This is a genomic window from Novosphingobium jiangmenense (genome assembly GCF_015694345.1).
Lineage (GTDB): Bacteria > Pseudomonadota > Alphaproteobacteria > Sphingomonadales > Sphingomonadaceae > Novosphingobium > Novosphingobium jiangmenense.
Genome location: NZ_JADQDC010000001.1, coordinates 264,529 through 287,077 on the forward strand (window position 1 = coordinate 264,529; position 22,549 = coordinate 287,077).

Genomic DNA, 22,549 nt, shown 5'->3' on the forward strand with positions numbered 1-22,549 from the left:
ATATTGTCAGGCCGGATCCTGCATCCTGTGGGCCGGGATCTGATGTCCTGCATTTCGATGCTCCCATTTGGCGTGTTTCCCCGGGGAAACACGCCAAATGGGTTGCAGAACAACTTATCGACGCGCGCCGAAGGGAATGCGCAAGGTAGCCCCGTAGGTTGCAGGCGGAGCGTAGATCGATGTCACGCCCAGGATGCCGAGGTTCAGCGCATAGGCGCGATAGGCCTTGTTGAACACGTTGCGGCCCCAGGCAGTCAACGCGATCCCGGTGTCATCGTGCCGATAGGTCAGCGATGCATTCGTCACATTGTAGGCCTTCTGCAGCGAACCCAGTCCGTTGGTGACTTCGAGGAACTGGTCGTCGTACCAGACGCCATCGACCTGAACCGCAACGTTGCCTCCGGCCACGTCGCGATTGTAGCGCAGCAGGTAGTTGAAGCTGAAGCGCGGGGCGTTGGGCAGTTCCGCCTTGGTGATGTTCGCCTGCGGGAACTCGCAACGGAAAACGCCGCCAAGGTTCGTGCAATATTGCGTATCGGGGGCGCCAGGGAACAGTTCCGGACCGAACTGCACCCCGGTGCCGGGGATGCTGTCGACCGACGAAGTCTCGTAAGTGGCGCCGAACACTGCATCGAAATTGCGCGAGGGCGAGACAAACGCTTCCAGCTCGGCCCCGGTGGCGCGGGCATCGCTGTTGTAGACCTTGGGCACCCCGCCGGCGAGCGAGAAGGCCTGATAGTCGTCGTAGATATAGTGGTAGACGGTGCCGTTGAGGCGCATCTTGCCGCCCATCAGCGTGGTCTTGAAGCCGCCTTCAAAGCTGTTCAGCGTTTCGGGGCGATGGCGGAAATCCTGTGGCGCGATGTTTGAAGACAGCGACCAGTTACCGCCCTTGATGCCACGGTTCCACGAAACGAACAGCAGCGTATCCGGGTTCGCCTGATAGTTCAGCGAAACGCGGGCCGCCCAGTCACCGTAGTGGTCCTCGTCCACGCCAGGGACGACGGCGGCCAGATCCTTGCCGGTGAACAGCAGCTTCGGGTTGGGCTGCGGGGCATAGGTCGGATCGATCAGGATGTTCTTGTAATCGATCTTCTTGTCGTCCCTCGAGTAACGGCCGCCGACGGTCAGCGTCATCTGGTCGGTGAAGCGCAGGTCGCCCTGGGCGAAGATCGACCAGTTCTTCGAATCCAGCACATACTGCTGATCGACCTTGGGCAGCGAAAAGCCGCCATTCCCGGCAATGGCCAGATCGAGGATCGGCGCGCCGGTGACCGCGTGCGAGCCATCGTAGGTCATGTCGAGATAATAGCCGCCGAGCTGCCACTTGATCAGGCCGGTCTCGCCCGAGAGGCGCAGTTCCTGCGAAAACTGGTCGAAGTTCACCCGCGAATCAACGTTCACGATGGTGAAGGGCAGGGCGTCACCGTCCTCGGCGTACGTCTTGTCCATCTTGAGGTAATTGGTGATCGAAGTAAGCTCGACGCCGCCCAGGTCCCAGTCGAGCTGCGCCTGATAGCTGTTCATCACGCGGTCGAGGCGGCCGGGGCGTTCGCCGAAGTGCTCCCACGGACTGGCCTTCTCGGAGGTCACGCCGTTGATCACGCCGTTCTGGCTGTCGCTGAGACCGGCAGCATTGGTGTCGCAATAGCCGTTGGCGAGGTATTCGCAGTTCTCGAAGACATAGCCGCCAGTGGCGACGTTGTTATCCTCGGAATGCTTGTACCACAGGCTGAGCGTTGCCGCAGGGGCGAGGTCGAACTGCAGGTTGGCGCGCGCCGCCCAGCCGTTCTTGCCGCCAAGGTCCTGGCCGCTGCCCGGGATCACCCCGAGGCCGAGGGCGGTCGCATCGGTATCGCGGGACTTGATGTAGCCGTCGGCCTTTTCGACACGGCCGGCAACGCGCAGACGCACGCCGCTGGCAAGGGAGCCGCCGGCCGCCGCTTCGAGCGACCACGCGTTGAAGCGGCCATATTCGCCCTGGGCATAGCCGTCGAAATCGTCCTTGCTGGCGTCCTCGCTGAGATAATGGATCAGGCCGCCAGTGGCGTTGCGCCCGAACAGCGTGCCTTGCGGTCCCCGCAGCACCTCGACGCGCTTGATGTCGAACAGCTGGCCGGCAACCGCGTTCATCGAGGCGATGTAGGCGTTGTCCTGATAGACAGCGACCGGCGCTTCGAGGTTGTCGGTGAAATTGTTCTGCGAAATGCCGCGCAGACTGAAGATCGTCAGGTTGGGCGACCATGCGTTTACGCGCAGCGACGGAATCTGCTGGGTGATCTGGGTCGTTTCGGTGATGCCGAGGCGGTTGATCTGTTCGCCTGAAAAGGCGCTGACCGAGATCGCCACCTTCTGCAGGCTCTCGTTCCGCTTGTTGGCGGTGACCACAATGGCATCGGCCATACCGCCGGTTTCGCCGGCCTCGGTCTGGGCTGGTGGATCCTGTGGCGGGGCTTCCTGCGCGGATGCACCGGCTGCTGCGGCAAGAGCCGCGGTAGAAAGCATGAGCGCCGCAATGCGGGCCGATTTCTGGTCACGCGTCATAGTGTCTTTCTCCCCGAATGCACGACCGCGTGTCCCTCTCACGCGCTGGGTGTCGTGCCCGAATGTTCATGTTGCTGAACGGATCGCGTTATTACATGGTTTACAGTAGCTGGCAATCAGGCATTATTGTTACGTAAGTGCAACGCTCCAAGAATTGATTCGAACCACCGGAAACCCATGAAAACCGGCGGTCTGGATAGGACGATCTGCAAGCAACCGTGTCAAACGAGGCAGACCACGGAGTTGCGCGAAACGGACAGGCGGAGGCTGGTCTGCGGTTTTGGCTTCGCAAACCGTACAGCCGCTGCCGAAGCCGGATTCGGGCGTGCCCCGGGTCATTGGAAAGAGATTGGAAAAGTGATGCAAAGTGCAGCCATCGCCACCGCTTCGTCGAGGAACGGCAACGCATCGCCAGCGCCCTCGGGCAGCGAGCTGATCGCCCGCGCCCGCGCCATGATCCCGGTGCTGCGCGAGCGCGAAGGGGCAGCAATCGCCGCGCGACAGGTTCCGGCCGAGACGATCCGCGACTTCATCGACGCAGGGTTCTTCAAGGTGCTGCAGCCCAGGACGTATGGCGGTTACGAAATGTCGCCCGCCATCTACTGCGAGATCGCGCGCACGCTGGCTGAAGGCTGCATGAGCAGCGCCTGGGTCTATGGCGTAGTGGCCGTCCACAACTGGCAGCTCGCGCTGTTCGATCCGCAGGCCGCCGCGGATGTCTGGGCCGAGGATGGCGACGTGCTGATCAGTTCATCCTACATGCCGATGGGCAAGGTGACCAAGGTCGAGGGCGGCTATCGCATCAGCGGACGGTGGGCCTTCTCCAGCGGGTCGGCGCATTGCGACTGGGTGCTGCTGGGGGCCAACATGGCAGCAGAAGAAGGCGGGGCGCCCGAGCCGTTCAACTTCCTGATTCCGCGTGCGGACTACCAGATCATCGATACCTGGCACACGATGGGCCTGTGCGCGACGGGCAGCAATGACATTCTCGTCGTGGACGCTTTCGTGCCCGCACATCGGGTGATGCGGGAGAAGGACATGTTCGACCTCGATGTACCGGGCAAGCATGCCAATCCGGGAGCGCTCTATCGCATCCCGTTTGCGCAGCTGTTCAATCGCACCGTTTCAACCACCTCGCTGGGTGCCTTGCGGCGCGCGCTGGAAACGTTTGTCCAGACGACGCGCGAGAAGCGGGCCACCTATACCGGGGCGCGGCTCGCAGCGGACACGACCATCCAGGAGGCGGTCGCCGAAGTGAAGGTGATCCTCAACGACATGGAACTGCGTCTGAAAAGCGACCTTGCCGAACTTGATGCCCGGGCCGAGGCGAACGACTGGCCGATCGAGCGCCGGGCCGAGCTTGGCCACCACACCACCTCGATGGTCAACAACTGCATCAGGGCGATCGACCTGCTCATGCTGTTCTCGGGCGGCAAGGCGATCTACCTCGGCAACCAGATCCAGCGGACGTTCCTCGACATCCACTGTGCCCGCGCGCACGTGGCCAACAATCCCTATCCCTACGCCCGCAATGTCGGGGCCATGGCGTTCGGCTACGACAATGACTGCATGGACCTGTAAGGCTAGATTGCCGATGCCAGGGCGAGGACGTTGCCCGATGCAGGCGCGTCCTCGTCACGCATTTCCTCGCGCACGAAATCGACGAAAGCCCTTACCTTGGACAGGGCATAGTTGCCGCGCGGGAAGATGATGTGCAGCGGAATGCGCTCCGTAACCAGTTCGGGCAGCAGCGGTTCCAGGCGGCCTGCGGCAATGTCGTCTTCCACCAGGAAGCGGGGCAGGTAGCTGATGCCGAGACCTTCGAGCGTAGCCTCGCGCGCCATGCGCACCGAGTTGCTGGTGAGAGGGCCCCGGTTGATCGGCACCGTGATGTCTTCCGAGAGCCGCCATTCGCCGACCTTCGAGATGTGCGTCTCGACGATGCAGGTATGATCCTTCAGATCATTCGGCACGTTCAGACGACCCGCGCTGTCGAGGTATCCGCGCGAGGCCACCAGCACCATGGGATAGTGGCGCAGACGCACGGAATCCAGAGAACTGTCAAAGGTATCGCCCATCCAGAAGGCGACGTCGAAGCGTCCCTTGATCAGATCGACCTTGCTGTCCGACAGGTTCACGAACAGCCGCACGTCCGGGTAGGTCTGGAGGAAGCGCGGCATGATGGAAGTCAGGTCGAACAGCGAGGCAACGACCGGTGCATTGACCTTCAGTTCGCCGCGCGGCTTCGACACCATGCCGCTGATGATCTGGTTCGCTTCGCTGACCTCTTCGACAATGCGCGCGCAACGGGCGTACATCTCGCGCCCTGCCGGGGTCAGCGTGACCGAGCGCGTGGTGCGATCGAGCAGGCGCACGCCGATGCTCTGTTCCAGCTTGGCAATCTGACGACTGACCGCCGCCTTCGAATAGCCGAGCATCTCCGCCGCACTGGAGAACCCGCCGGTGCTGACGACTGCGGCGAACGACATCATCGCCATGACATTACCAAGATCGGGCTTTTCGTCCATGCTTCCTGATCATTCAGGCATGGCTTCAAGTCAATGGTGAGCACGCTTTGCCAAGACATTGTTGCGCCAGATGAGACAATGCGCACCGGCCATGATTGTTCAGAAAACGGGAAAAACAGACGTCTATAACTATGACTGTTGCATAAAAGGACTAAATGGGTAATGGAAGGAGCGTTATTGATGTGCTGCCCCTGATTCGACAGGCGAGCCGGGCGGCGAGGGAGAAATCACATGGCCACCCAGCCTTCCGAGGCCGCGCGTTCCGAAGCTGCCCTGCGTGACCAGCGCAGCCAGTTCCATCCGTTCACCGCGATCACCGACCTCATGGCTGATGGTCCTACCGTCATGTCCAGCGGCTCCGGCGTCCGCGTTACCGACGTCGACGGCAAGGAATACCTCGACGGGATGGCGGGGCTGTGGTGCGTGAATCTGGGCTATGGCCGCAAGGAGATCACCGAGGCCATTGCCCGGCAGAGCGAGCGCCTTTCGTTCTTCCACACCTTCAACGGCATGTCGACCGACGTGGTTGCGGAGTGCGCCGAGGAATTGCTGAAGCGCGCACCGGTGCCGATGTCTCGGGTGTTCTTCGGCGCCTCGGGAAGCGATGCGAACGAGACCCAGCTCAAGCTGATCTGGTACTACAACAACCTTCGCGGCAAGGCGGAGAAGAAGAAGATCATTGCGCGCTGGAATGCCTATCACGGCTCGGGCGTGGCAACGGCGAGCCTGACCGGCCTGCCCGGCATGCACACTCTGTTCGACCTGCCCAAGGGGCCGATCATCCACGTCAGCGCGCCCTATCACTACCGCAACGCGCCCGAGGGGATGAGCGAGCGCGACTATTCCAGACACCTGGCCAAGGAGCTGGAAGACACCATCGAGCGTGAGGGCGCCGACACGATCGCGGCGTTCTTTGCCGAAGCGGTGATGGGGGCCGGCGGGCTGATCCCGCCACCCGAAGGCTACTTCGATGAGATCGGGCCGATCCTGAAGAAGCACGATATTCTGCTGGTGGCAGACGAAGTCGTCTCGGGCTTCGGCCGTCTCGGGACGTACTGGGGCAGCCAGGCATACGGCTATGAGCCGGACCTGATCACTTCGGCCAAGGGCGTGACTTCCGGCTATTTCCCGATGTCTGTCTGCTTCATCTCGCCAAAGGTGTGGGACGTCATCGAGGGGGAGGCGGCGAAGGCGGGCCTGTTCGGCCATGGCTACACTTATTCGGCGCACCCGGTCGGGGCCGCAGCGGCGCTTGCTGCATTGAAGCTGATCGACGACCTGAAGGTGGTCGACAACGTCGCAGATGTCGGCCCCTACATGCTCCGGCAGCTCAGGGACCGTCTTGGCCAGCATGCCCACGTCGGCGATATTCGTGGCAAGGGCCTGATGATCGGCATCGAACTGATGAAGGATCGCGGCACCAAGGAAACCTTCCCGATGGCCAACCGCACCGGACGCCAGATCCTCAAGGCTTCAGCCGCGCGCGGTCTGATCACGCGCGCTCTGGGCGATACGCTGGTGTTCGCGCCGCCTCTGGTGATCAACCGTGCGGAAGTGGACGAACTGGTCGACAAGTTCGCGCTGGCCGTTCAGGACGTCCTGCCTGCCTGACAACCATGACAAGACGCGGGGAGCGGGGCGGGCGATGGATCAGGCAGTGACGATGGAAACGGCCACCCCGCCCGACATGCCGGCAGCGCGGTTGACACCTGCAGGACTGGCAAGCGCAGTGGCGGTGGGCATCATCGGTGCGCTGGTGATCTTCGTGACGCCTGGCTTCCTGGCGCTCGTCGCGCAGCAGACCGGCTTCGACAACGACCAGCTGGGCTATCTCGTTGCGTGGGACATCAACGCGATGGGCGTGACCATTGGCCTCAGCACTTTCGCGCTTTCGCGGGTATCGTGGCGGTTCGCTGTTGCGGCGGGGCTGGCACTGATTGCGGCAGGCAACCTGATGACCGGCGTGACGACCAGCTTTGCCGCAATGGCAGCGGCGCGGGTCGTGTCCGGAGCAGGCGCTGGCATTGCGATTGGCTTTGCCTTTGCCGCGCTGGGCCGCGCCCGCAACCCGGACCGGGCCTTCTCGATCTACCTCGTGGCCGGAGCGTTGTTCAGCACGGTGTTCCTCTATGCCTTGCCCGCGATCCAGGCGACCTTCCGGCCGAGTACCGTGTTTGCTGCCATTGCCGTGGCGAGCCTGCTGGTGATCCTGTCGCTTGAAGCCCTGCCGGATGGCTCGGCCGACGAAGCGGACATGTTCGCCGGTGGCGGCGCGCTGGACTGGCGGATCGCGTCCGGTTCGCTTGTCGGCGTGTTCCTGCTGTTCTTCGCGATGGGCGCGGGGTGGAGCTATTCCGAGCGCATCGGCATCGAAAGCGCCCTTAGTGCGGGGACGATCGCCAGCGGCCTTTCGATCGGCACGATGGCCGGAGTTGTTGCAGCGGCGCTGGCGGGATTTCTGCCGCAGCGCTGGGGCCGGGCGGGGCCTTTGGTCGTCAGCGCCGTTGCCGGGGTCGTCGGCTTCCTGCTGTTCCGCGGTCATGTCAGCGACCATGCCTTCATCCTGGCCTGCGTGCTGATGATGTTCAGCTGGAACTTCGCGCAGCCGCTGCTTTCGGGGATCTGTTCCGATGCCTGCGAGCGCGGCCGTGTGGTCTGTGCGATGGGGTCAATCCAGACGTTCGGCACCGGGCTTGGACCCGCAGCAGCTGCGGCAACGCTGGTAACGGGCAGCTTCAACCTTATGCTTTATTCCTGCTGCGTGGTGCTGGTGCTCAGCGTCGTCGCGACGATCTGGGCCACTTCAGGCACGAAAAAGGCGGCCTGAACCGCCAATTGCAGCATCGCTTCGGGGGGATGGGGCGCCGGTCTTGCGACGGGCGCCCCATTGGCTTTACAGGAACACGGCGCGCGACAGGCCACCGTCGACGGCGATCGATTCACCGGTGACGCCGCTGCCCAGCTTCGAGCAGAGGAATACGATCGGATCGGCCACTTCCTCGACTTCGAGCATGCGCTTGAGTGCCGCCGGATCGCCCGCCTCGCGCTTGACGATGGCATCGACGGTGGTGCCTTCCTCGGCCGCCATCTCGGCGAACCATTCCTCGATGTGTTCCGTCCGTGTCACGCCGGGGTGAATGATGTTCACGGTAATGCCGTCCTTGCCGACTTCATCCGACAGCGTCTTGGTGAAGTGGACCAGCGCGGTGTTGCGCATGCCTGACAGCGCCTCGGTGCAGCGCGCGGTGAGGCCGCCGACGTTGACGATGCGGCCCCAGCCAGCCTTGCGCATGTGCGGCACGCAGGCCTTGGCGGTGCGGAAGTATCCGAACAGCTTGGTGTTGAGATCGAGCATCAGCGCGTCCTCGTCAGCCAGTTCGATGGCGTTGCGGACGAGGCCGCCGGGGGCTGCGGCGCAGTTGACGAGGATGTGAACCGTACCGAAGCGCTCGACCGCTGCGGCAACAAGGGCTTCGACAGATTCCTTCGAGGTGGTGTCGGTCGGAACGGCGATGATCTCGCCTCCGGTGCTGGCGCGCAGCTCGGCCGCTGCCGCCTCAAGCTTTGAAGCGGTTCGCGCGGCGATGACGACCTTGGCGCCGGCCAGGGCAAGCTTGCGTGCGGTCTCCTTGCCGATGCCCACACCGCCGCCGGTGATGACGGCAACCTTGCCGTCCAGTCCCAATTCAAGGCTCATTGAAGATCTCCGATGCAATACCAGTGTTCAGTCGACGATGGTTATTCGCGCGCCTTGCTTATCGCCAAAGTCTGCCGTCACCACGTCTCCGGCCTTTACCGGCGTAGCGCCAGTGCAACTCCCCGAGGAGACCAGCTGGTCGCGTCGCAGTCCGCCTTCGCCGTTTTCGCAAAGCCAGTTTGCCAGCCAGACCAGCGCATCGAGTGGATTGCCCATCACGCGGCTGGATGAACCCGTCTCGATCAACTCCCCGTTGACCTGGATGGAAACCGGCAAGGCGCCGAAACGAGGCTCCCAACCGGCGGCAAGATGGCTACCGGCGACGATGGCGTGGGCCATCGCATTGTCGGCAACGAACAGTTTGAGCGGCGCCGAACTGCCAAGATAGCGGGATGCGGCGAGTTCGATGCCGCCGTGGACGGCCCTGATCGCCGGAAGCACGGTTTCGCGGGTGTAGGGCGTTCCTGTGGGTGGCAGATCCTGGCCGATCTGAAACACGATCTCCGCTTCGGCATAGAGCTCCGGCCAGGTCTGTCTGGCTTCCGTCCCCGGATTGAGTATCGCGCTGGCCGACAATCGGCCCACCGCCGGCTCGGCGGCACCGAACTGCTCCCGGACAGGATCGGAGGTGAGGGCGAGCTTCCACACCGTCACCGGCAAGCCCGACGTCCCGAACACGGCCCGCTGGATATCATAAGCCTCGGCAAGTGAGGGTGCGATGTCGGGCACCTTGATAGGCGCGCGCTTCATGCTTGCCGAAGTCAGCCATGAGGCAAGATTACCGTGATCATCAATCGTCTGCATCGACAGCCCTCCCTCAGGCCCTTCGGCTCTGCCACATTGTCAAACATATGAAACAACCAAACATATAAATCTAGTATTGTTTACATTCAAATGGTGAGTTATCAGCTGATTCGAGATTTTGACCGGCCCGTATGCCGCGCTGTCCCGCTTGGCGGACCACCAGTGGCTGACGCCAGGATTCCAGAGAGGGACCATGACAAACCTTGCACATGTCGGCGGTTCGGACGCCTTTGCCATTGCCGCACGACTGGAACGGGCTCTCGCCGACAAGCCGCGCGGCCTGATCATCGATGGCAGGATGGTCCCCTCGGTTTCGGGCAAGACCTTTGCCACCTGCAATCCCGCTACCGGCAAGGAGATCTGCCGCGTTGCGCAAGGTGATGCGGCGGACGTCGACCTGGCGGTGCAGGCCGCCCGCCGCGCGCTGAGCAATCCCGCGTGGCGTGACATGAGCGCAGTGGACCGCTCGCTCCTGCTCAACCGCCTGGCCGACCTGATCGAGCGTGAGGCGCAGGAGCTGGCTGTGCTGGAGTGCATCGACAACGGCAAGCCGGCCACGCTGACCAAGGCCGTGGAGATCGAGGGCTCCATCAAGACATTCCGCTACTTTGCGGGCTGGCCGACCAAGTTCGGTGGCGAGACGCTGCCGGTTTCGCCGCGCAGCGGGGCCAGGATCCTGAACTATACGGTGCGAGAGCCGGTAGGCGTGTGCGGGCTGATCGTGCCATGGAACTATCCGATGTCGATGGCGGCGTGGAAGGTCGCTCCGGCGCTCGCGGCGGGCTGCACGGTGGTGCTCAAGCCGGCCGAGCAAACCCCGCTGACCGCGCTGCGCCTTGCCGAGCTGGCGCTCGAGGCAGGGATTCCGGCGGGTGTGTTCAATGTGGTTACCGGCTTTGGTGATGCAGGCGCGGCGCTGGTCGATCACCCCGGCGTGGACAAGGTGGCCTTCACCGGATCGACCGAGGTAGGCAAGGCGATCGTGCGTGGCAGCACCGGCAATCTCAAGAAGGTCAGCCTCGAGCTGGGCGGCAAGTCGCCGCAGATCGTCCTGCCGGATGCCGACCTCGATGCGGCGGCGGCATCGATCGCGTCGGGCATCTTCTTCAACCAGGGCCAGACCTGCACGGCCGGATCGCGGCTTTACGCGCATGCCGACATTCACGACGACCTGCTTGCCCGCATCGCCGAACATGCCGCGAAGCTGACCATCGGCAACGGGCTTGATCCTGCGGTGAACTTCGGCCCGCTGGTGTCGGAGGAGCAATGGGACCGGGTCAGCTCCTATGTCGAGATCGGGCAGCGCGAAGGCGCGGAACTGGTCATCGGCGGCGCGCGTCCGCAGGGCCTGGATGAGGGGTTCTTCTTCCAGCCGACGATCATGGCCAATGCGGCAAGCAGCATGCGCATCGTGCGGGAGGAGATCTTCGGCCCGGTGCTGAGCGCGCTGCGCTGGTCGGACCCAGAGGACCTGGTCGCTCAGGCGAACGATTCCGACTTCGGGCTTTCGGCAGGGATCTGGACCAACGACCTCAAGCAGGCGCATCGCATGGCCGCCGCCGTGAAGGCGGGGACGGTGTGGGTCAACTGCTTCAACCTGGTTGACAATGCGACGCCGTTCGGCGGCTTCAAGCAATCGGGCTGGGGCCGCGAACATGGCCGCCAGGCGATGGAGCTCTACAGCGAAGTCAAGAGCGTCTGGATCAATCTGAGCTGATCAGCAGCGAGCGCCGGAAATGAGCAGGAACGCAGGCAGCATGAGCAGGACACTCCCATGAGCAGGACTTTGATTGTCGCGACTGACGGACAGGCCGTCATGCGCAGCCATGACGATGGCAAGAGCTGGTATCGTATCAACATCCGCCAGGATCTGGAGTACGATGACCGTGTGCGCTGCCTGCTGGTCGATCCCGCCAATCCCGAAGCCGTGTTTGCAGGTGCCGAAAAGGGCCTGTTCCACAGCGAGGACTGTGGGGTTCACTGGCGCCGCATCGACTGCGCGCTGAACGGCTACGCGGTGTGGAAGCTGGCAGTGAGCGAGAGCGACCCCCGGATCATCTATGCCGGTAGCGGTGCGCCATCGCGTGCCGCGCTGTTCCGTTCGGTTGACGGCGGCTACACGTGGGAGAAGACGCCGCTGGAGATGCCGGAGTTCTGCGAAGGCGTGAACCGTCCGCGCATGCTCGCGGTCGCCGTCGATCCGCATGACCCGAAGGACGTGTGGGCAGGCGTCGAGGAAGGTGGCCTGTGGCGCAGCCGCGATGGTGGAGACACCTGGGATCGCATCGACACCACCTGGTCCGAATTCGGCGGCAATTCCGATCTGCACGACATCATGATCCTGCCGCAGGACGATGGCAGCACGGTCCATCTGGCCCTTACCGTGATCGCGCTCTATCGTTCGACCGACGATGGCAAGACGTGGGAGCGCACGCCGGCCAAGGACACCTGGGGCCTTCGGTATTCCCGCGTTCTCCTCAGGAAGCCCGGCAGTTCGACCGACATTGCGGTCGGCATCGGTGACGGAACCCCGGGCACCACTGCCGCGATCCTGACTTCTGCCGATGCAGGGCTGACATGGCACCATGCCGTCCTGGACACGCCGTCCAACTCCTGCATCTGGGCCTTCGGCTCAAACCCTTCCGATCCTGACTTCCTGCTTTCGGCGAGCAAGTTCGGCTACCTCTATCGCAGTACCGATGGAGGCCGGACATGGGCCAAGGAATGGAGGGAATTCAATGAGATCACTGATCTGGCCTGGATCCCTGGGGTTCCAGCTGACCTGGGGTTGCCGCATGTCACCAATTAGGATCGAGCGCATCGCGCACGTTGTTCTCTATGTGCGCGATCCGGAAGCGTCTGCGCGGTGGTACTGCGAGGTGCTCAACATGAAGATCACCGCCCGGGCGGGGGATGGCCCCTACAAGGGGGGCGTCTTCCTGAGCTTTGGCGAGAGTGACCACGACGTCGCGCTGTTCAAGGCCGAGGAAGGCGCATCCAAGGGCAAGGAATTCGAGCATATCGGTTTTCAGCTTGCCAGTACCAGCATGGAAGACCTGCGCCGGAACCATGAATTCTTCCAGCAGCGCGGCGTGAAGATCGCCGAGATCCTCGATCATGGCGTGTCGGTCGGCATCTACTTCTACGACCCTGATGGCCATATGCTCGAAGTCTTCTGCCAGCGGGTGCCGCTGGCAGGCGGGGCTTCGCAGGCAGAACTGAACCGCAACCAGGGCCAAGCCGATCCGACCACGCTGTAGGATCGGGGCTGTAGGCGGGGTCGTGTCCGAAAGCGTGCCGCAAAGGCAGCCGCGCATTGCATAGATTGGGGAGTTATGATGACGACTTATGCCGCCAACTTCGGCGCCTTTCACGTTCGCCGCTGGTACTCGCAGATCCAGGAAATCTGGGCGGGCGAGACCGGTGCTGCCGCCGATGGCGCGCCGCTGTTCAAGTACATGGTCGGTGCCTGCATCAAGAACCCCTATGCGGGGCAGTTCGTCGAGGATCTGTCGGCCTGGATCGACGCTTCACCTGTGCTGGGCGAGGAGTTCGGTCGCCGCCTCAACGCGCTGTCGGGGGGAGCCGCGATCGAGAGCTACGGCAAGGCGATCATGGTCGGCATCGACGGCGAGTATGAACATGGCAATGCCTTGCTGACCAACCCGGCGGCCAACCCGGTCCGCGATGCGGTGGGCGGCGGCGCATCGTGGGTGCCTTCGACCGGCAAGCGTGGCGTGCCGGGTACGATCCTCGACATCCCGCTGGGCCACAAGGACGCGCTCTATGTGCGTTCGCACTACGACACCATGAGTGTCTCGTTCGACGATGGTCCGAACCGCGACGAAGTGATCGTTTGCTGGGCCTTTGCCACGCGCGGCCGCCTCAACGCGCGCCTCGGGGGCCTGCGTGCCGAGGACGCCGAAGGCAATGGCCTGACCTGAGGGCATGGCGATGACGGCACAAGTTCCCGATCTGGCACCGCAGCCGGTTGCCCTGCTCGAGGGGGAGCGGACCCGCGCGGTGGCGAGCGGTGCGGTGAAGATCCACGTCCGCGAGTGGGGCGATCCGGCAAACCCGACGCTGGTCCTGCTGCACGGGCTGCGCGGCTACTCGGGAACATGGCGCAATCTGGCGCGTGCGCTTTCGGACCGGTTCCACATGATCGCCTTCGATGCGCGCGGGCGGGGCGAAAGCGATTGGGACCCGGACCGGAACTACTACACCGATGCCTATGTCTGCGATCTTGAGGCCGTGGTTGCGGCGTTCGGGCTGACACGTTTCACGCTGATCGGGCATTCGATGGGCGGGACGACGTCCTACGTCTATGCCAGCCAGAACCCTGAGCGGCTTGAAGCGCTGGTGGTGGAAGACATCACTGCCGGCTCGTCGGTTTCGGGTGCCGGCTTCGAACGGATCGTTGCCGAGATGAAGGCGCTGCCGACGCGCTTTGCCGACTGGGTCGAGGCGCGGGCCTATTGGCGCAAGCTGCGGCCCAACGTGAGCGATGCGGCGATTGAGGAGCGGCTGTGGGAAAGCATGAGGGCCGACGCCGATGGGGCGGTGATCTGGCGGTATGATGCCGAGGGGATCGCCAGAACCCGGGTGTCGCCGGACCCGGCCCGGGTGGTCGACCTGTGGCCGGTGATCGCGGGAATCGCTGTGCCGACGCTGGTGATCCGTGGTGGCAGATCGGACTTCTGCAGTCTCGATGCGGTTCGCGAACTGGAAAGCCGTAACGCGATGCTTCGGCACGCGACGGTGGAGAGCGCAACGCACTACGTGCATGACGACGCACCGCAGGATTTCCTGCGTCTGGTCGAGGGTTTTCTCGCCGGCGCAAGCGCGGCATCTGTTTCGGGTGAAAAGGCATGAGCAAGCGTACCGGCGCCGACGTGATGTTCGACGCGCTCCATCGCGGCGGCGTGGAGATCTGCTTCGCCAATCCCGGCACGACCGAGATGACCATGGTCAGCGCGCTGGCGCGCAATGGCAGGATCCGCTCGGTACTGAGCCTGTTCGAAGGCGTCTGTACCGGCGCGGCCGACGGCTACAACCGGGTTTCGGGCAAGGTTCCGATGACCCTGCTGCACCTTGGTCCCGGCTTTGCCAACGGCATCGCCAACCTCCACAATGCCCGCCGCGCCGGATCGCGCATCATCAACGTTATTGGTGATCATGCGACCTGGCATCTCGCCTACGATGCGCCGCTGACGTCGGACATTGAGTCGCTGGCCTCGCCCGTATCGCGGCAGGTGATCCGGATGGCCGCAACCGATGCGATCGTGCAGGATGTCGACCGTGCATTTGCCGCGACAGGCGAGGCGGAAGGCGGCGCGGCAACGTTGATCGTGCCGACCGACGTGATCGATGCCGAGGCCGCGGGTGACGCGCAGGCGCTTGTCGCGCGTGCCTGGCGAGGGGCCCCGGTGGCGCCTCAGCACATCGCGCAGGCCAAGGCGGCGCTCGAAGGTGCAGAAGATGTCATCGTGCTGCTGGGCGGCAATGCCCTGACCGAAGCCGGCGTGCGTGCCGGTGCCGCACTGGCCGCGCATCTGGGCGGGCGGCTGCTGATGGAGCCCTATCCCGCCATGGTGACGCTGGGTGGCGATCTGCCCGCAGTGGAACGGCAGGCCTATTTCCCGGACGATGTGATTGCGCAAATGGGCGATGCCACAGTGGTGCTGGCCGGATCGCGGATGCCGATCAGCTACTTCGGCTATGAGGGGTGGCCAAGCCAGCTCGTCGCCGAGGAGCGGCTGGTGCGGTTGGCAGGTCCCGAGCACGATGCCGTGGCGGCCTTGCTCGATCTGGGCGAGGCGCTGGGCGCGAGATCGCTTGCCATGACGGCGGGGGTCGAACCCGCCGTGCCCGCCACGGATCGCGGGGCTGCGCTGAACCCGGCGCTTGTGGTCGAGGAACTGCTCGCGCAGTTGCCGCATGATGCGGTGATCTCGCTGGAAGGATCAACACTGGGCGGGCCATGGCTGCGCAATGCCCATCGTGCGCGGCAGCACCGGGTCATGACCAATACCGGCGGGGCGATCGGGCAGGGCTTGCCCTGTGCGGTCGGCGCGGCGCTGGCTGAGCCTGGGGCCCGGGTTGTCTCGCTCCAGTCCGATGGCAGCGCGCAGTATACCCTGCAGGCGCTGTGGACGATGGCCCGGGAGAACCTCGACGTCACGGTGATCATCGCGGCGAACCATCGCTATGCCATCCTCCAGACCGAATTGACCCGCGCCGAAGCGCCCTTGGACGACACGGTCATCGCGGGGCTGACCCGGCTCGACAATCCATGCGTGGACTGGACCGCGCTGGCTGAGGGCTATGGCGTGAAGGCCGTACGGGTGAGTACGACAGGCGAGTTTGAGGCGGCGCTGCGCGAAGGCCTTTCCCGCCAAGGTCCGATGCTGATCCAGGCTGAGCTGCCATGACCGCCAGTCCGGTTGCCCTTGTCACTGGCGGCAGCGGTGGCATCGCACCGGGGATCGTGCGTGCGCTTTGCAAGGCGGGCTTTGCCGTGGTGATCACGGCGAGAGGGCTCGAGCGGTTGACTGCTGCGGCCGAAGACCTCGGCAAGCATGGCACCGTGGTGGCGCTCGCGTCGGATGCGACCGACAAGCGCAGCATGCGGCTGCTGGTCGATGGCGTGCTGGCACGGTTCGGGCGGATCGATGTGCTGGTCAATGCCGCGGCCAGTTCCAATCCGATCGGCGGGGTGATCGAGCAGGTCGATATCGACCTGCTGATGTCCGATGTCGACATCAAGGTCGGGGGATACCTTCGCTACATCCAAGCCGTTGCGCCCGCAATGAAGGCGCGAGGAGCGGGACATGTCATCAACATCGGCGGCCTTACCGGCCGGTCGAGCGATACGCTGAGCGGATTGCGCAACGTCGCCGTAACGCATCTGACCAAGGTCCTGTCCGACCAGCTCGGTCCGTTCGGCATCAGCGTCAACGCGGTGCATCCCGGCATCGTGCGCACTCCGCATCTGGCCGAACTGTTCAGCGAGATTGCGCATGACCGGAGGATCGACCCGGCGCAGGTCGAGGCCGAGTTCACCGCCGACATCCCTGCCGGTGCCATTCTGGAAACCGACGATGTCGGGCGGGTGGTGGCTTTCCTGGCCGCTGCGCCCGATGCATCGATCACTGGCCAATCGTTGACGGTGGACGGCGGATACTCGCGCGGCATCTATCTTTGAGGAGCAGGTCATGACCGCTGAGGCCGCAATTCCGACCAGGTATCCGCTTTCCATGCGCGCGCTTCACTGGCTGCGCGCGGTGCTGGTATGCGGCCTCATTCTGATCGGCTGGTACATGACCGGCCTGCCGGACGACTCCATTGCCAAGTTCGCCTTCTTCTACCCCAACCACAAGCAGTTCGGGCTGCTTGCATGGATCGTGGCGCTGGCGCATTTGCTGATCCGCTGGAGCAACCGCCGGCGGTTGCCGGAAGAGCCCGATGCTTTGCAACCTTGGGAAAAGTTGCTCTCGCACATGGTGCATCGGCTGCTCATCGCGCTGACCGTGCTCATTCCGCTGCTCGGGTACAGTATGTCGGCGAGCTTTACGCAGAGCGACGGGGTGCCGTTCTTCTTTACGGAACTGCCCGAATTGCTGCCGAAGAACGACACTGCCTTTGTGCTGTTTCAGGCGCTGCACAAGTATGGTGCGTACGCCCTGCTCATTCTCGTCATGCTGCACGTGGCAGGTGCGATGAAACACCGCATCACCGACCGGAACGGCGCAACCGACGTCCTCCCCCGGATGCTCTGACCTGCAACCGCTTTCCCCGGAACTCGCACCCTTCGGCGGTGTAAAGGACCCCGGTTTCGACCGGGAATGGTCGAGCCACGGGCTGGTGGCCTCACTGTGAAGTGCTGCCTGTGAGGGGGCCGTGATCGGGCATATCAGTCCTAAAGCACGTTATCTCGGACAGTGGGAAGACTCTTGGAAGGAGGCTCATGGATCAAGATCAATTCCGCCGCGGGCTTGCACGGCGCAAGGAGGTTCTGGGCGATGCCTACGTCGACAAGGCGCTGGCTGCTGCCGACGATTTCACCCGGCCGATGCAGGAACTCACGACGGGCTGGTGCTGGGGGGAGGTATGGTCTCGGCCAGGCCTTGCTGCGCGCGACCGCAGCCTGCTCAACCTTGGCATGATCAGTGCGCTCAACCGGCCGAACGAGTTGCGCCTGCATGTCAAGGCGGCCTTTCGCAACGGTCTGACCTGCGAGGAGATCCGCGAGGCACTGTTGCAGGTGGCTGTCTATTGCGGAGTTCCTGCCGGCATGGATTCGACGCGGATCGCCGCGGAAGCAATCAGGGAGTTCGCTTTGGAGAACCATGGTGCGCGTGCAGGGGCTGAAGACGATGGAGCGGGTTCGCGATAGCAGGGCTTCAAATGCTTTCATCCACGGCGCGAGCTGCGCCTTCGCGTTGCAAAGGCTAGTCTGTGACACTTTACCCTCGGGCAGAGTGTCACAGGGGACAAATGTTGGATTTGGTGAAGGATGCCGAACTTGAGGGATTCACAGGAATCACCTTTTGTGCTTTCTTGAATCCTGTAATGTTCCAGTCAGCCATCCTGCCCGGCCCTTCTGCACATGGCGCAATGTCGTCCTTGCTCGATTGCCTTTCGCAGGCGAGCTCCAGGCCGCGCTACGCCTTCATGGTGCTCAGCCTCATTGCCGAGGTGGCCGATGCCGATGGCGAAGCGGGGCCTTTCGTGCAGCGCGGGCGCCAGCAGTTCACCTTGCGCGATTGGCTGTGCGACAGTCTTGCGCCGATGGGCGGGCGTGACCCGCGCCGCGCCGCGCTTGCCGAACGGGTCCGGTCGGACCTGATCCTTGAAGATCGCATGCCCGCCGATCCCGCAGCTGCCGCTGCGGCGATCGAGGAAGAGGTGCGCTGCCGGGTTCGTGCCTCGGGCAAGACCAACCTCAGCCGAGCGGTGTCGGAACTGGTCGGGGCGGGTCTCCTGCGCCGTTACTACAAGGGCTATGCGATCGATCACGAGAACCGCGGCGGGCAGCGCCATGCCGTCTATGTACTGCAGGGCAGGGCACGCTGCCTCCTCCCGCAGGCGCGCACGGTGCCCGCACCACGGCGCAAGCCGCCGGTGCAGGGTGAGCTGCGCTTCTAGGGCGCGCTGAACGCCGGGCCGGGGAACCCGCGTCCGGTTCGATCATTCAGGGTTGCAATGACGCAGCCCCAATGGCTTTCGCTGGCCACCCTCGGCGGGATGATGGCCCTGTTTCTGTGGGGGCGCTTCCGGTATGACGTGACGGCCGTGATCGCGCTGCTGTTCGCGGTGGCAATCGGCGTGGTTTCGCCCAAGCAGGCGTTCACCGGCTTTTCCGATGACATCGTGGTGATCGTGGGATCGGCGCTGGTCCTGTCCGCTGCCGTCCAGCGATCCGGCATGATCGAGCGCGCCCTGCAGTCCCTCGCCCAGCGCATCCGGCGGCCGCAGGGCCAGATGCTGGCGCTTTCGGCGGCTGTCGGGCTGTCATCGGGCTTCATCAAGAACGTCGGCGCTCTGGCCATGCTGATGCCCGGAGCCGTGCAGATGGCGCGGCGCAATAAGGCCTCGCCCTCGCTCTACCTCATGCCGATGGCCTTTGCCTCGCTGCTCGGGGGCCTGACCACGCTGATCGGCACTTCGCCCAACATCATCGTCTCGCGGGTGCGTGAGGAGATGACTGGCGAGCCTTTCCGCATGTTCGACTATCTGCCCACAGGCCTCGCCCTGCTGGCCATGGGATTGGCCTTCCTGTCCGTGGGTTGGCGCCTGCTGCCGACCGACAGGCAGGCCGCACAGGGCATGGACGAGGCGATCAATATCGGCGCCTATGTCATCGAAGCCACGGTTACCGAAGGTTCGCCGATCGCCGGCCTTACCGTGTCGGAATTCGTCGCCCGGCACGATGACGAGATCGAGGTTGCCGGATTGCTGCGCGGCGACATGCGTGGCGAGGTCGATCCCCATACGCATATCGGCGAGGGGGACGTGCTGATCCTGAGCGGCGAACCCAACACGCTCGAGCGCGTTGTCGGCGCGGAACGCCTCGCCCTGGCAGGAGGCCACGATCAGGAGAGCGGCCGACAGCCCGACGGCATCGGCGTTATCGAGGCGGTGGTTCATGCCGACTCTGCCCTGATTGGCAGGACCGCGGGGCGGTTGCAGATGCGCGAAAGGCTCGGGCTGAACCTGCTCGCCATCTCGCGCGAGGGGGAGACCATCGCCAACAAGCCCGGCAACACCGTGCTGCAGGCCGGCGACGTGATCGTGCTGCAGGGGCCGCTCCAGACCATGCCCGCCCGTCTTGCCGAAATGGGCGCGTTGCCGCTGGCCGAGCGCAAGATCGGCCTGGGCTCGCGCCGCACGCGCTGGCTTCCGCTGGCCATTCTGGCCGCGGCCATGGTGGCGGCAGGCAGCGGCTTCATGCCCGCAGCACTCGCCTTCTTCGCCGCCGCGGGGCTGACGGTCATCACCGGCGCACTACCGGCGGACGAGGCCTACAAGGCGATCGAATGGCCGATCCTGATCATGCTGGCGGCGCTTATTCCGGTCAGCGAATCCCTGCAGACGACGGGCGCCTCGGACGTTATCGCCAAGCTCCTTGCCGATCTGGCCGTCCAGCTGCCGCCCTGGGGAGCCGTGGCGCTGATCCTGATCGCGGCGATGGCCGTCACCCCGTTCCTCAACAACGCGGCGACGGTTCTGGTCATGGCGCCGATCGCCGGGGTCTTTGCCGAGCAGTTGCACTACCGGCCCGAAGCCTTCCTGATCGCAACGGCAGTGGGTGCAGGGTGCGATTTCCTCACCCCGATCGGACACCAGTGCAACACGCTGGTGCTGGGTCCGGGAGGCTACCGGTTCGGCGATTACGCGCGGCTTGGCGCACCGCTATCGGTGCTGGTGGTGCTTGTCGGCACTCCGCTGATACTCTGGTTCTGGCCGCTGTGAAGGGAACGGGTTCAGGCAGTCTCTCCCGATGCTATCGCGCCATCGGACAAGGTTTGACACCGCTTCCCGGAGCATCGATTCGCTCTTGCAGTGGCAGAGCCGCACGATGTGCCTCGGCATGTCGGCGCCTTCCCACAGAGCGGAAAGCGGGATCGAGGCAACGCCCGCCTCGCGAACGGCGCGCTCGCTGAAGGTCCGGTCGTTGAGTGCGATGCCAGATGCTTCAAGATCAATGCAGGCAAACCACGTGGCGACATTTGGCAGCACTGCAAATCCCGCCTCGGCGAGAGCAGCTAGGAGGACCGAGCGCGATGAGGCCCATTGCGCCACGCAATCGGCGGCGATGCGGGCATCGTCGAGCGCCTCGGCGACTGCGCTCTGCAGCATCGGCGGCGTGGTGAAGGTAAGGAATTGATGGGCCCGGCCGACCACGGCGGCCACTTGCGGATCGGCCACGATCCAGCCAACCTTCCACCCCGTCGCGCCGAAGATCTTGCCCGCCGAACCGATCTTGATCGCACGCTGTGCCATCCCCGGCTGCGCGAGCAGCGAGGCATGGGGCCTGCCATCGAAGCGCACGTTCTCCCACACCTCGTCGCAGATGGCGAAGAGGTCATGTTCGATGCACACGGCCGCGAGCATGGCGAGATCTTCCGGCGAGGCGACCGTGCCGGTGGGGTTGAGCGGATCGTTGAGGATCACGGCGCGCGTTCGTGGCGAAATGGCCGCTTCGATCGCAGCCCGGTCAAACGACCACGCGGGTGGCTTGAGGGCGATGAACTTCGGCACGCCGCCAGCCCGCCGCACCAGCGGGGCGTAGGCGTCATATGCCGGGGCGAACAGCAGTACCTCGTCGCCCGGGGCGGCTACGGCGAGAATCGCGGCGGCAACCGCTTCTGTCGCCCCGGAGGTGACGATCACCCCGTCGCGCGCCTGTTCCAGCCCCTGCGTGCGCCTGTAGAAATCGGCCACGGCCTGCCGCAGTTCGGGCAGGCCGGCCATGGGCGGGTACTGGTGCGATCCCTTGGCCGATGACCTACCCAGCGCTTCCAGCAAAGGAGCCGGTGGCGGACCGTCGGGAAACCCTTGCCCGAGATTGAGCGCGCCCAGTTCGCGCGCCAGTCCCGACATGTGCTCGAAGATCGTGACCGGCATGTCGGCGTAGACCGGGTGCAGGCGCGGCGGGGAAGAGGTGGTCATCGCCCCGGACCCTAGCCAGCAGTTGCACCACCTTGCAATGGCAACCGCTGTGGCTACGCTGAGAGCCATGGAAAAAGATGTCGACCACGCAGGAACTGCCCCTCTCGTGTTGCATGGCTACTGGCGTTCCACCGCGTCTTGGCGGGTGCGGATCGCTCTTGGCCTGAAGGGCCTTGGCTGGGAGACACGGCCACACGATCTGCGCAGCGGGGAACAACGCCATGCCGATTACGTCTCGCTCAACCCGCAAGGCTATGTGCCTGCGCTCGAAGTTGCCGGAGCAGTGCTGACGCAGAGCATGGCGATCATCGAATATCTTGACGAGGTCTATCCCGAACCCGCTCTCCTGCCGCAAGACGCTGTCAGCAGGGCGCAGGTCCGCGCCTTCGCGCAGGTGGTCGCCTGCGATATTCACCCGATCCAGAACCTCAAGGTCCTCAAGATGCTCAAGGCGCGCGGCTTTGACCAGCAGGCGACCGACGCCTGGGCCGCGGAAGTGATCGAGACCGGGCTTGCGGCCTGTGCGGAGCTGGTCCGCGACTGTGACGGGCCATACTGCTTCGGTGACCGGGTTACCCTGGCCGACGTGCTGCTGGTGCCGCAGTTGGGCAATGCCCGACGCTTTGGCGCGCGCTTCGATTTCGGCCGGATTCCGGCGATCGAGCAAGCCTGCAATGCCTTGCCGGCATTCGCTGCGGCCCGGCCCGAGATGCAGGCGGATGCCGATGGCTGAGGGATGCGGCAAATTGGGCGGTTGAACTGAACTGATTTCATGTGCAATCACCCGCCGCAAAGGAGA

General features: G+C 64.1%; 20 protein-coding genes. 15 read left to right on the forward strand and 5 right to left on the reverse strand.

Annotation, left to right across the window (positions count from 1 at the left end; translation table 11 throughout):
• Positions 1-114: 114 nt before the first annotated feature.
• Positions 115-2,544, reverse strand: a complete 2,430-nt coding sequence (locus I2488_RS01225; RefSeq protein ID WP_246465397.1) for a TonB-dependent receptor — start codon at positions 2,542-2,544, stop codon at positions 115-117.
• Positions 2,545-2,904: 360 nt separating this feature from the next.
• Between I2488_RS01225 and I2488_RS01230 the strand changes: the two genes are divergently transcribed.
• Complete coding sequence (locus I2488_RS01230; protein ID WP_196273987.1) at positions 2,905-4,125, forward strand: acyl-CoA dehydrogenase family protein; 1,221 nt, start codon at positions 2,905-2,907, stop codon at positions 4,123-4,125.
• A gap of 2 nt (positions 4,126-4,127) precedes the next feature.
• Here I2488_RS01230 and I2488_RS01235 read toward each other — a convergent pair whose 3' ends face one another.
• Entirely contained in the window at positions 4,128-5,072 is a 945-nt protein-coding gene (locus tag I2488_RS01235; RefSeq protein ID WP_246465398.1) for a LysR family transcriptional regulator, read from the reverse strand.
• Between the two features lie 231 nt (positions 5,073-5,303).
• Between I2488_RS01235 and I2488_RS01240 the strand changes: the two genes are divergently transcribed.
• Positions 5,304-6,683, forward strand: coding sequence for an aminotransferase (locus I2488_RS01240; protein ID WP_196273988.1), 1,380 nt, complete (start codon positions 5,304-5,306; stop codon positions 6,681-6,683).
• Positions 6,684-6,717: 34 nt separating this feature from the next.
• On the forward strand, positions 6,718-7,899 hold the full coding sequence (locus I2488_RS01245; protein WP_196273989.1) for an MFS transporter: 1,182 nt from the start codon (positions 6,718-6,720) through the stop codon (positions 7,897-7,899).
• A gap of 66 nt (positions 7,900-7,965) precedes the next feature.
• Here the strand turns inward: I2488_RS01245 and I2488_RS01250 are convergent, their stop codons facing one another.
• A complete protein-coding gene (locus I2488_RS01250) occupies positions 7,966-8,769 on the reverse strand; it encodes an SDR family NAD(P)-dependent oxidoreductase (RefSeq protein ID WP_196273990.1) in 804 nt (267 codons plus the stop codon).
• Positions 8,770-8,796: 27 nt separating this feature from the next.
• On the reverse strand, positions 8,797-9,519 hold the full coding sequence (locus I2488_RS01255) for a 2-keto-4-pentenoate hydratase (protein WP_196273991.1): 723 nt from the start codon (positions 9,517-9,519) through the stop codon (positions 8,797-8,799).
• Positions 9,520-9,766: 247 nt separating this feature from the next.
• Here I2488_RS01255 and I2488_RS01260 point away from each other — a divergent pair, with 247 nt between their 5' ends.
• The 11 genes from I2488_RS01260 to I2488_RS01310 all read left to right on the forward strand — a co-directional run bounded on the left by I2488_RS01260 (position 9,767) and on the right by I2488_RS01310 (position 20,550).
• The gene (locus tag I2488_RS01260; protein WP_196273992.1) at positions 9,767-11,290 is read left to right on the forward strand and encodes an aldehyde dehydrogenase family protein; all 1,524 of its coding nucleotides are present in this window, start codon (positions 9,767-9,769) and stop codon (positions 11,288-11,290) included.
• A gap of 57 nt (positions 11,291-11,347) precedes the next feature.
• Positions 11,348-12,382: a WD40/YVTN/BNR-like repeat-containing protein gene (locus I2488_RS01265; protein WP_196273993.1), complete on the forward strand. Its 1,035-nt coding sequence runs from the start codon at positions 11,348-11,350 to the stop codon at positions 12,380-12,382.
• Positions 12,369-12,833 (forward strand): VOC family protein, encoded by a 465-nt coding sequence (locus I2488_RS01270; RefSeq protein ID WP_196273994.1) that lies wholly within the window; start codon positions 12,369-12,371, stop codon positions 12,831-12,833. The genes I2488_RS01265 and I2488_RS01270 overlap by 14 nt, the downstream gene beginning before the upstream one ends.
• Before the next feature lie 78 nt (positions 12,834-12,911).
• Positions 12,912-13,517 (forward strand): amino acid synthesis family protein, encoded by a 606-nt coding sequence (locus I2488_RS01275; RefSeq protein ID WP_196273995.1) that lies wholly within the window; start codon positions 12,912-12,914, stop codon positions 13,515-13,517.
• A gap of 10 nt (positions 13,518-13,527) precedes the next feature.
• Positions 13,528-14,448, forward strand: coding sequence for an alpha/beta fold hydrolase (locus tag I2488_RS01280; protein ID WP_246465399.1), 921 nt, complete (start codon positions 13,528-13,530; stop codon positions 14,446-14,448).
• On the forward strand, positions 14,445-16,007 hold the full coding sequence (locus I2488_RS01285; protein WP_196273997.1) for an acetolactate synthase large subunit: 1,563 nt from the start codon (positions 14,445-14,447) through the stop codon (positions 16,005-16,007). Before I2488_RS01280 ends, I2488_RS01285 begins: the two co-directional genes overlap by 4 nt.
• A complete protein-coding gene (locus I2488_RS01290) occupies positions 16,004-16,780 on the forward strand; it encodes an SDR family NAD(P)-dependent oxidoreductase (RefSeq protein WP_196273998.1) in 777 nt (258 codons plus the stop codon). Before I2488_RS01285 ends, I2488_RS01290 begins: the two co-directional genes overlap by 4 nt.
• 10 nt (positions 16,781-16,790) lie before the next feature.
• Entirely contained in the window at positions 16,791-17,354 is a 564-nt protein-coding gene (locus I2488_RS01295) for a cytochrome b (protein ID WP_196273999.1), read from the forward strand.
• Positions 17,355-17,542: 188 nt separating this feature from the next.
• The gene (locus tag I2488_RS01300; RefSeq protein WP_196274000.1) at positions 17,543-17,971 is read left to right on the forward strand and encodes a carboxymuconolactone decarboxylase family protein; all 429 of its coding nucleotides are present in this window, start codon (positions 17,543-17,545) and stop codon (positions 17,969-17,971) included.
• Positions 17,972-18,147: 176 nt separating this feature from the next.
• A complete protein-coding gene (locus tag I2488_RS01305; RefSeq protein WP_246465400.1) occupies positions 18,148-18,723 on the forward strand; it encodes a hypothetical protein in 576 nt (191 codons plus the stop codon).
• Positions 18,724-18,780: 57 nt separating this feature from the next.
• Complete coding sequence (locus tag I2488_RS01310; protein ID WP_196274001.1) at positions 18,781-20,550, forward strand: SLC13 family permease; 1,770 nt, start codon at positions 18,781-18,783, stop codon at positions 20,548-20,550.
• Here the strand turns inward: I2488_RS01310 and I2488_RS01315 are convergent.
• Positions 20,491-21,750 carry an aminotransferase gene (locus tag I2488_RS01315; RefSeq protein ID WP_196274002.1) on the reverse strand — a complete coding sequence of 420 codons (1,260 nt, stop codon included), beginning with the start codon at positions 21,748-21,750 and terminating at the stop codon, positions 20,491-20,493. The two genes, I2488_RS01310 and I2488_RS01315, sit on opposite strands and share 60 nt — an antisense overlap.
• 67 nt (positions 21,751-21,817) lie before the next feature.
• Here I2488_RS01315 and maiA point away from each other — a divergent pair, with 67 nt between their 5' ends.
• Positions 21,818-22,483, forward strand: coding sequence for a maleylacetoacetate isomerase (gene maiA, locus I2488_RS01320; RefSeq protein ID WP_196274003.1), 666 nt, complete (start codon positions 21,818-21,820; stop codon positions 22,481-22,483).
• Positions 22,484-22,549 lie beyond the last annotated feature (66 nt).

Bases quoted from the DNA above. Each gene is read 5' to 3' on its own strand.
- I2488_RS01225 (WP_246465397.1), bottom strand. From the start codon at position 2,544: ATGACGCGTGACCAGAAATCGGCCCGCATTGCGGCGCTCATGCTTTCT.
- I2488_RS01230 (WP_196273987.1), top strand. From the start codon at position 2,905: ATGCAAAGTGCAGCCATCGCCACCGCTTCGTCGAGGAACGGCAACGCA.
- I2488_RS01235 (WP_246465398.1), bottom strand. From the start codon at position 5,072: ATGGACGAAAAGCCCGATCTTGGTAATGTCATGGCGATGATGTCGTTC.
- I2488_RS01240 (WP_196273988.1), top strand. From the start codon at position 5,304: ATGGCCACCCAGCCTTCCGAGGCCGCGCGTTCCGAAGCTGCCCTGCGT.
- I2488_RS01245 (WP_196273989.1), top strand. From the start codon at position 6,718: ATGGATCAGGCAGTGACGATGGAAACGGCCACCCCGCCCGACATGCCG.
- I2488_RS01250 (WP_196273990.1), bottom strand. From the start codon at position 8,769: ATGAGCCTTGAATTGGGACTGGACGGCAAGGTTGCCGTCATCACCGGC.
- I2488_RS01255 (WP_196273991.1), bottom strand. From the start codon at position 9,519: ATGAAGCGCGCGCCTATCAAGGTGCCCGACATCGCACCCTCACTTGCC.
- I2488_RS01260 (WP_196273992.1), top strand. From the start codon at position 9,767: ATGACAAACCTTGCACATGTCGGCGGTTCGGACGCCTTTGCCATTGCC.
- I2488_RS01265 (WP_196273993.1), top strand. From the start codon at position 11,348: ATGAGCAGGACTTTGATTGTCGCGACTGACGGACAGGCCGTCATGCGC.
- I2488_RS01270 (WP_196273994.1), top strand. From the start codon at position 12,369: ATGTCACCAATTAGGATCGAGCGCATCGCGCACGTTGTTCTCTATGTG.
- I2488_RS01275 (WP_196273995.1), top strand. From the start codon at position 12,912: ATGACGACTTATGCCGCCAACTTCGGCGCCTTTCACGTTCGCCGCTGG.
- I2488_RS01280 (WP_246465399.1), top strand. From the start codon at position 13,528: ATGACGGCACAAGTTCCCGATCTGGCACCGCAGCCGGTTGCCCTGCTC.
- I2488_RS01285 (WP_196273997.1), top strand. From the start codon at position 14,445: ATGAGCAAGCGTACCGGCGCCGACGTGATGTTCGACGCGCTCCATCGC.
- I2488_RS01290 (WP_196273998.1), top strand. From the start codon at position 16,004: ATGACCGCCAGTCCGGTTGCCCTTGTCACTGGCGGCAGCGGTGGCATC.
- I2488_RS01295 (WP_196273999.1), top strand. From the start codon at position 16,791: ATGACCGCTGAGGCCGCAATTCCGACCAGGTATCCGCTTTCCATGCGC.
- I2488_RS01300 (WP_196274000.1), top strand. From the start codon at position 17,543: ATGGATCAAGATCAATTCCGCCGCGGGCTTGCACGGCGCAAGGAGGTT.
- I2488_RS01305 (WP_246465400.1), top strand. From the start codon at position 18,148: ATGTTCCAGTCAGCCATCCTGCCCGGCCCTTCTGCACATGGCGCAATG.
- I2488_RS01310 (WP_196274001.1), top strand. From the start codon at position 18,781: ATGACGCAGCCCCAATGGCTTTCGCTGGCCACCCTCGGCGGGATGATG.
- I2488_RS01315 (WP_196274002.1), bottom strand. From the start codon at position 21,750: ATGACCACCTCTTCCCCGCCGCGCCTGCACCCGGTCTACGCCGACATG.
- maiA (WP_196274003.1), top strand. From the start codon at position 21,818: ATGGAAAAAGATGTCGACCACGCAGGAACTGCCCCTCTCGTGTTGCAT.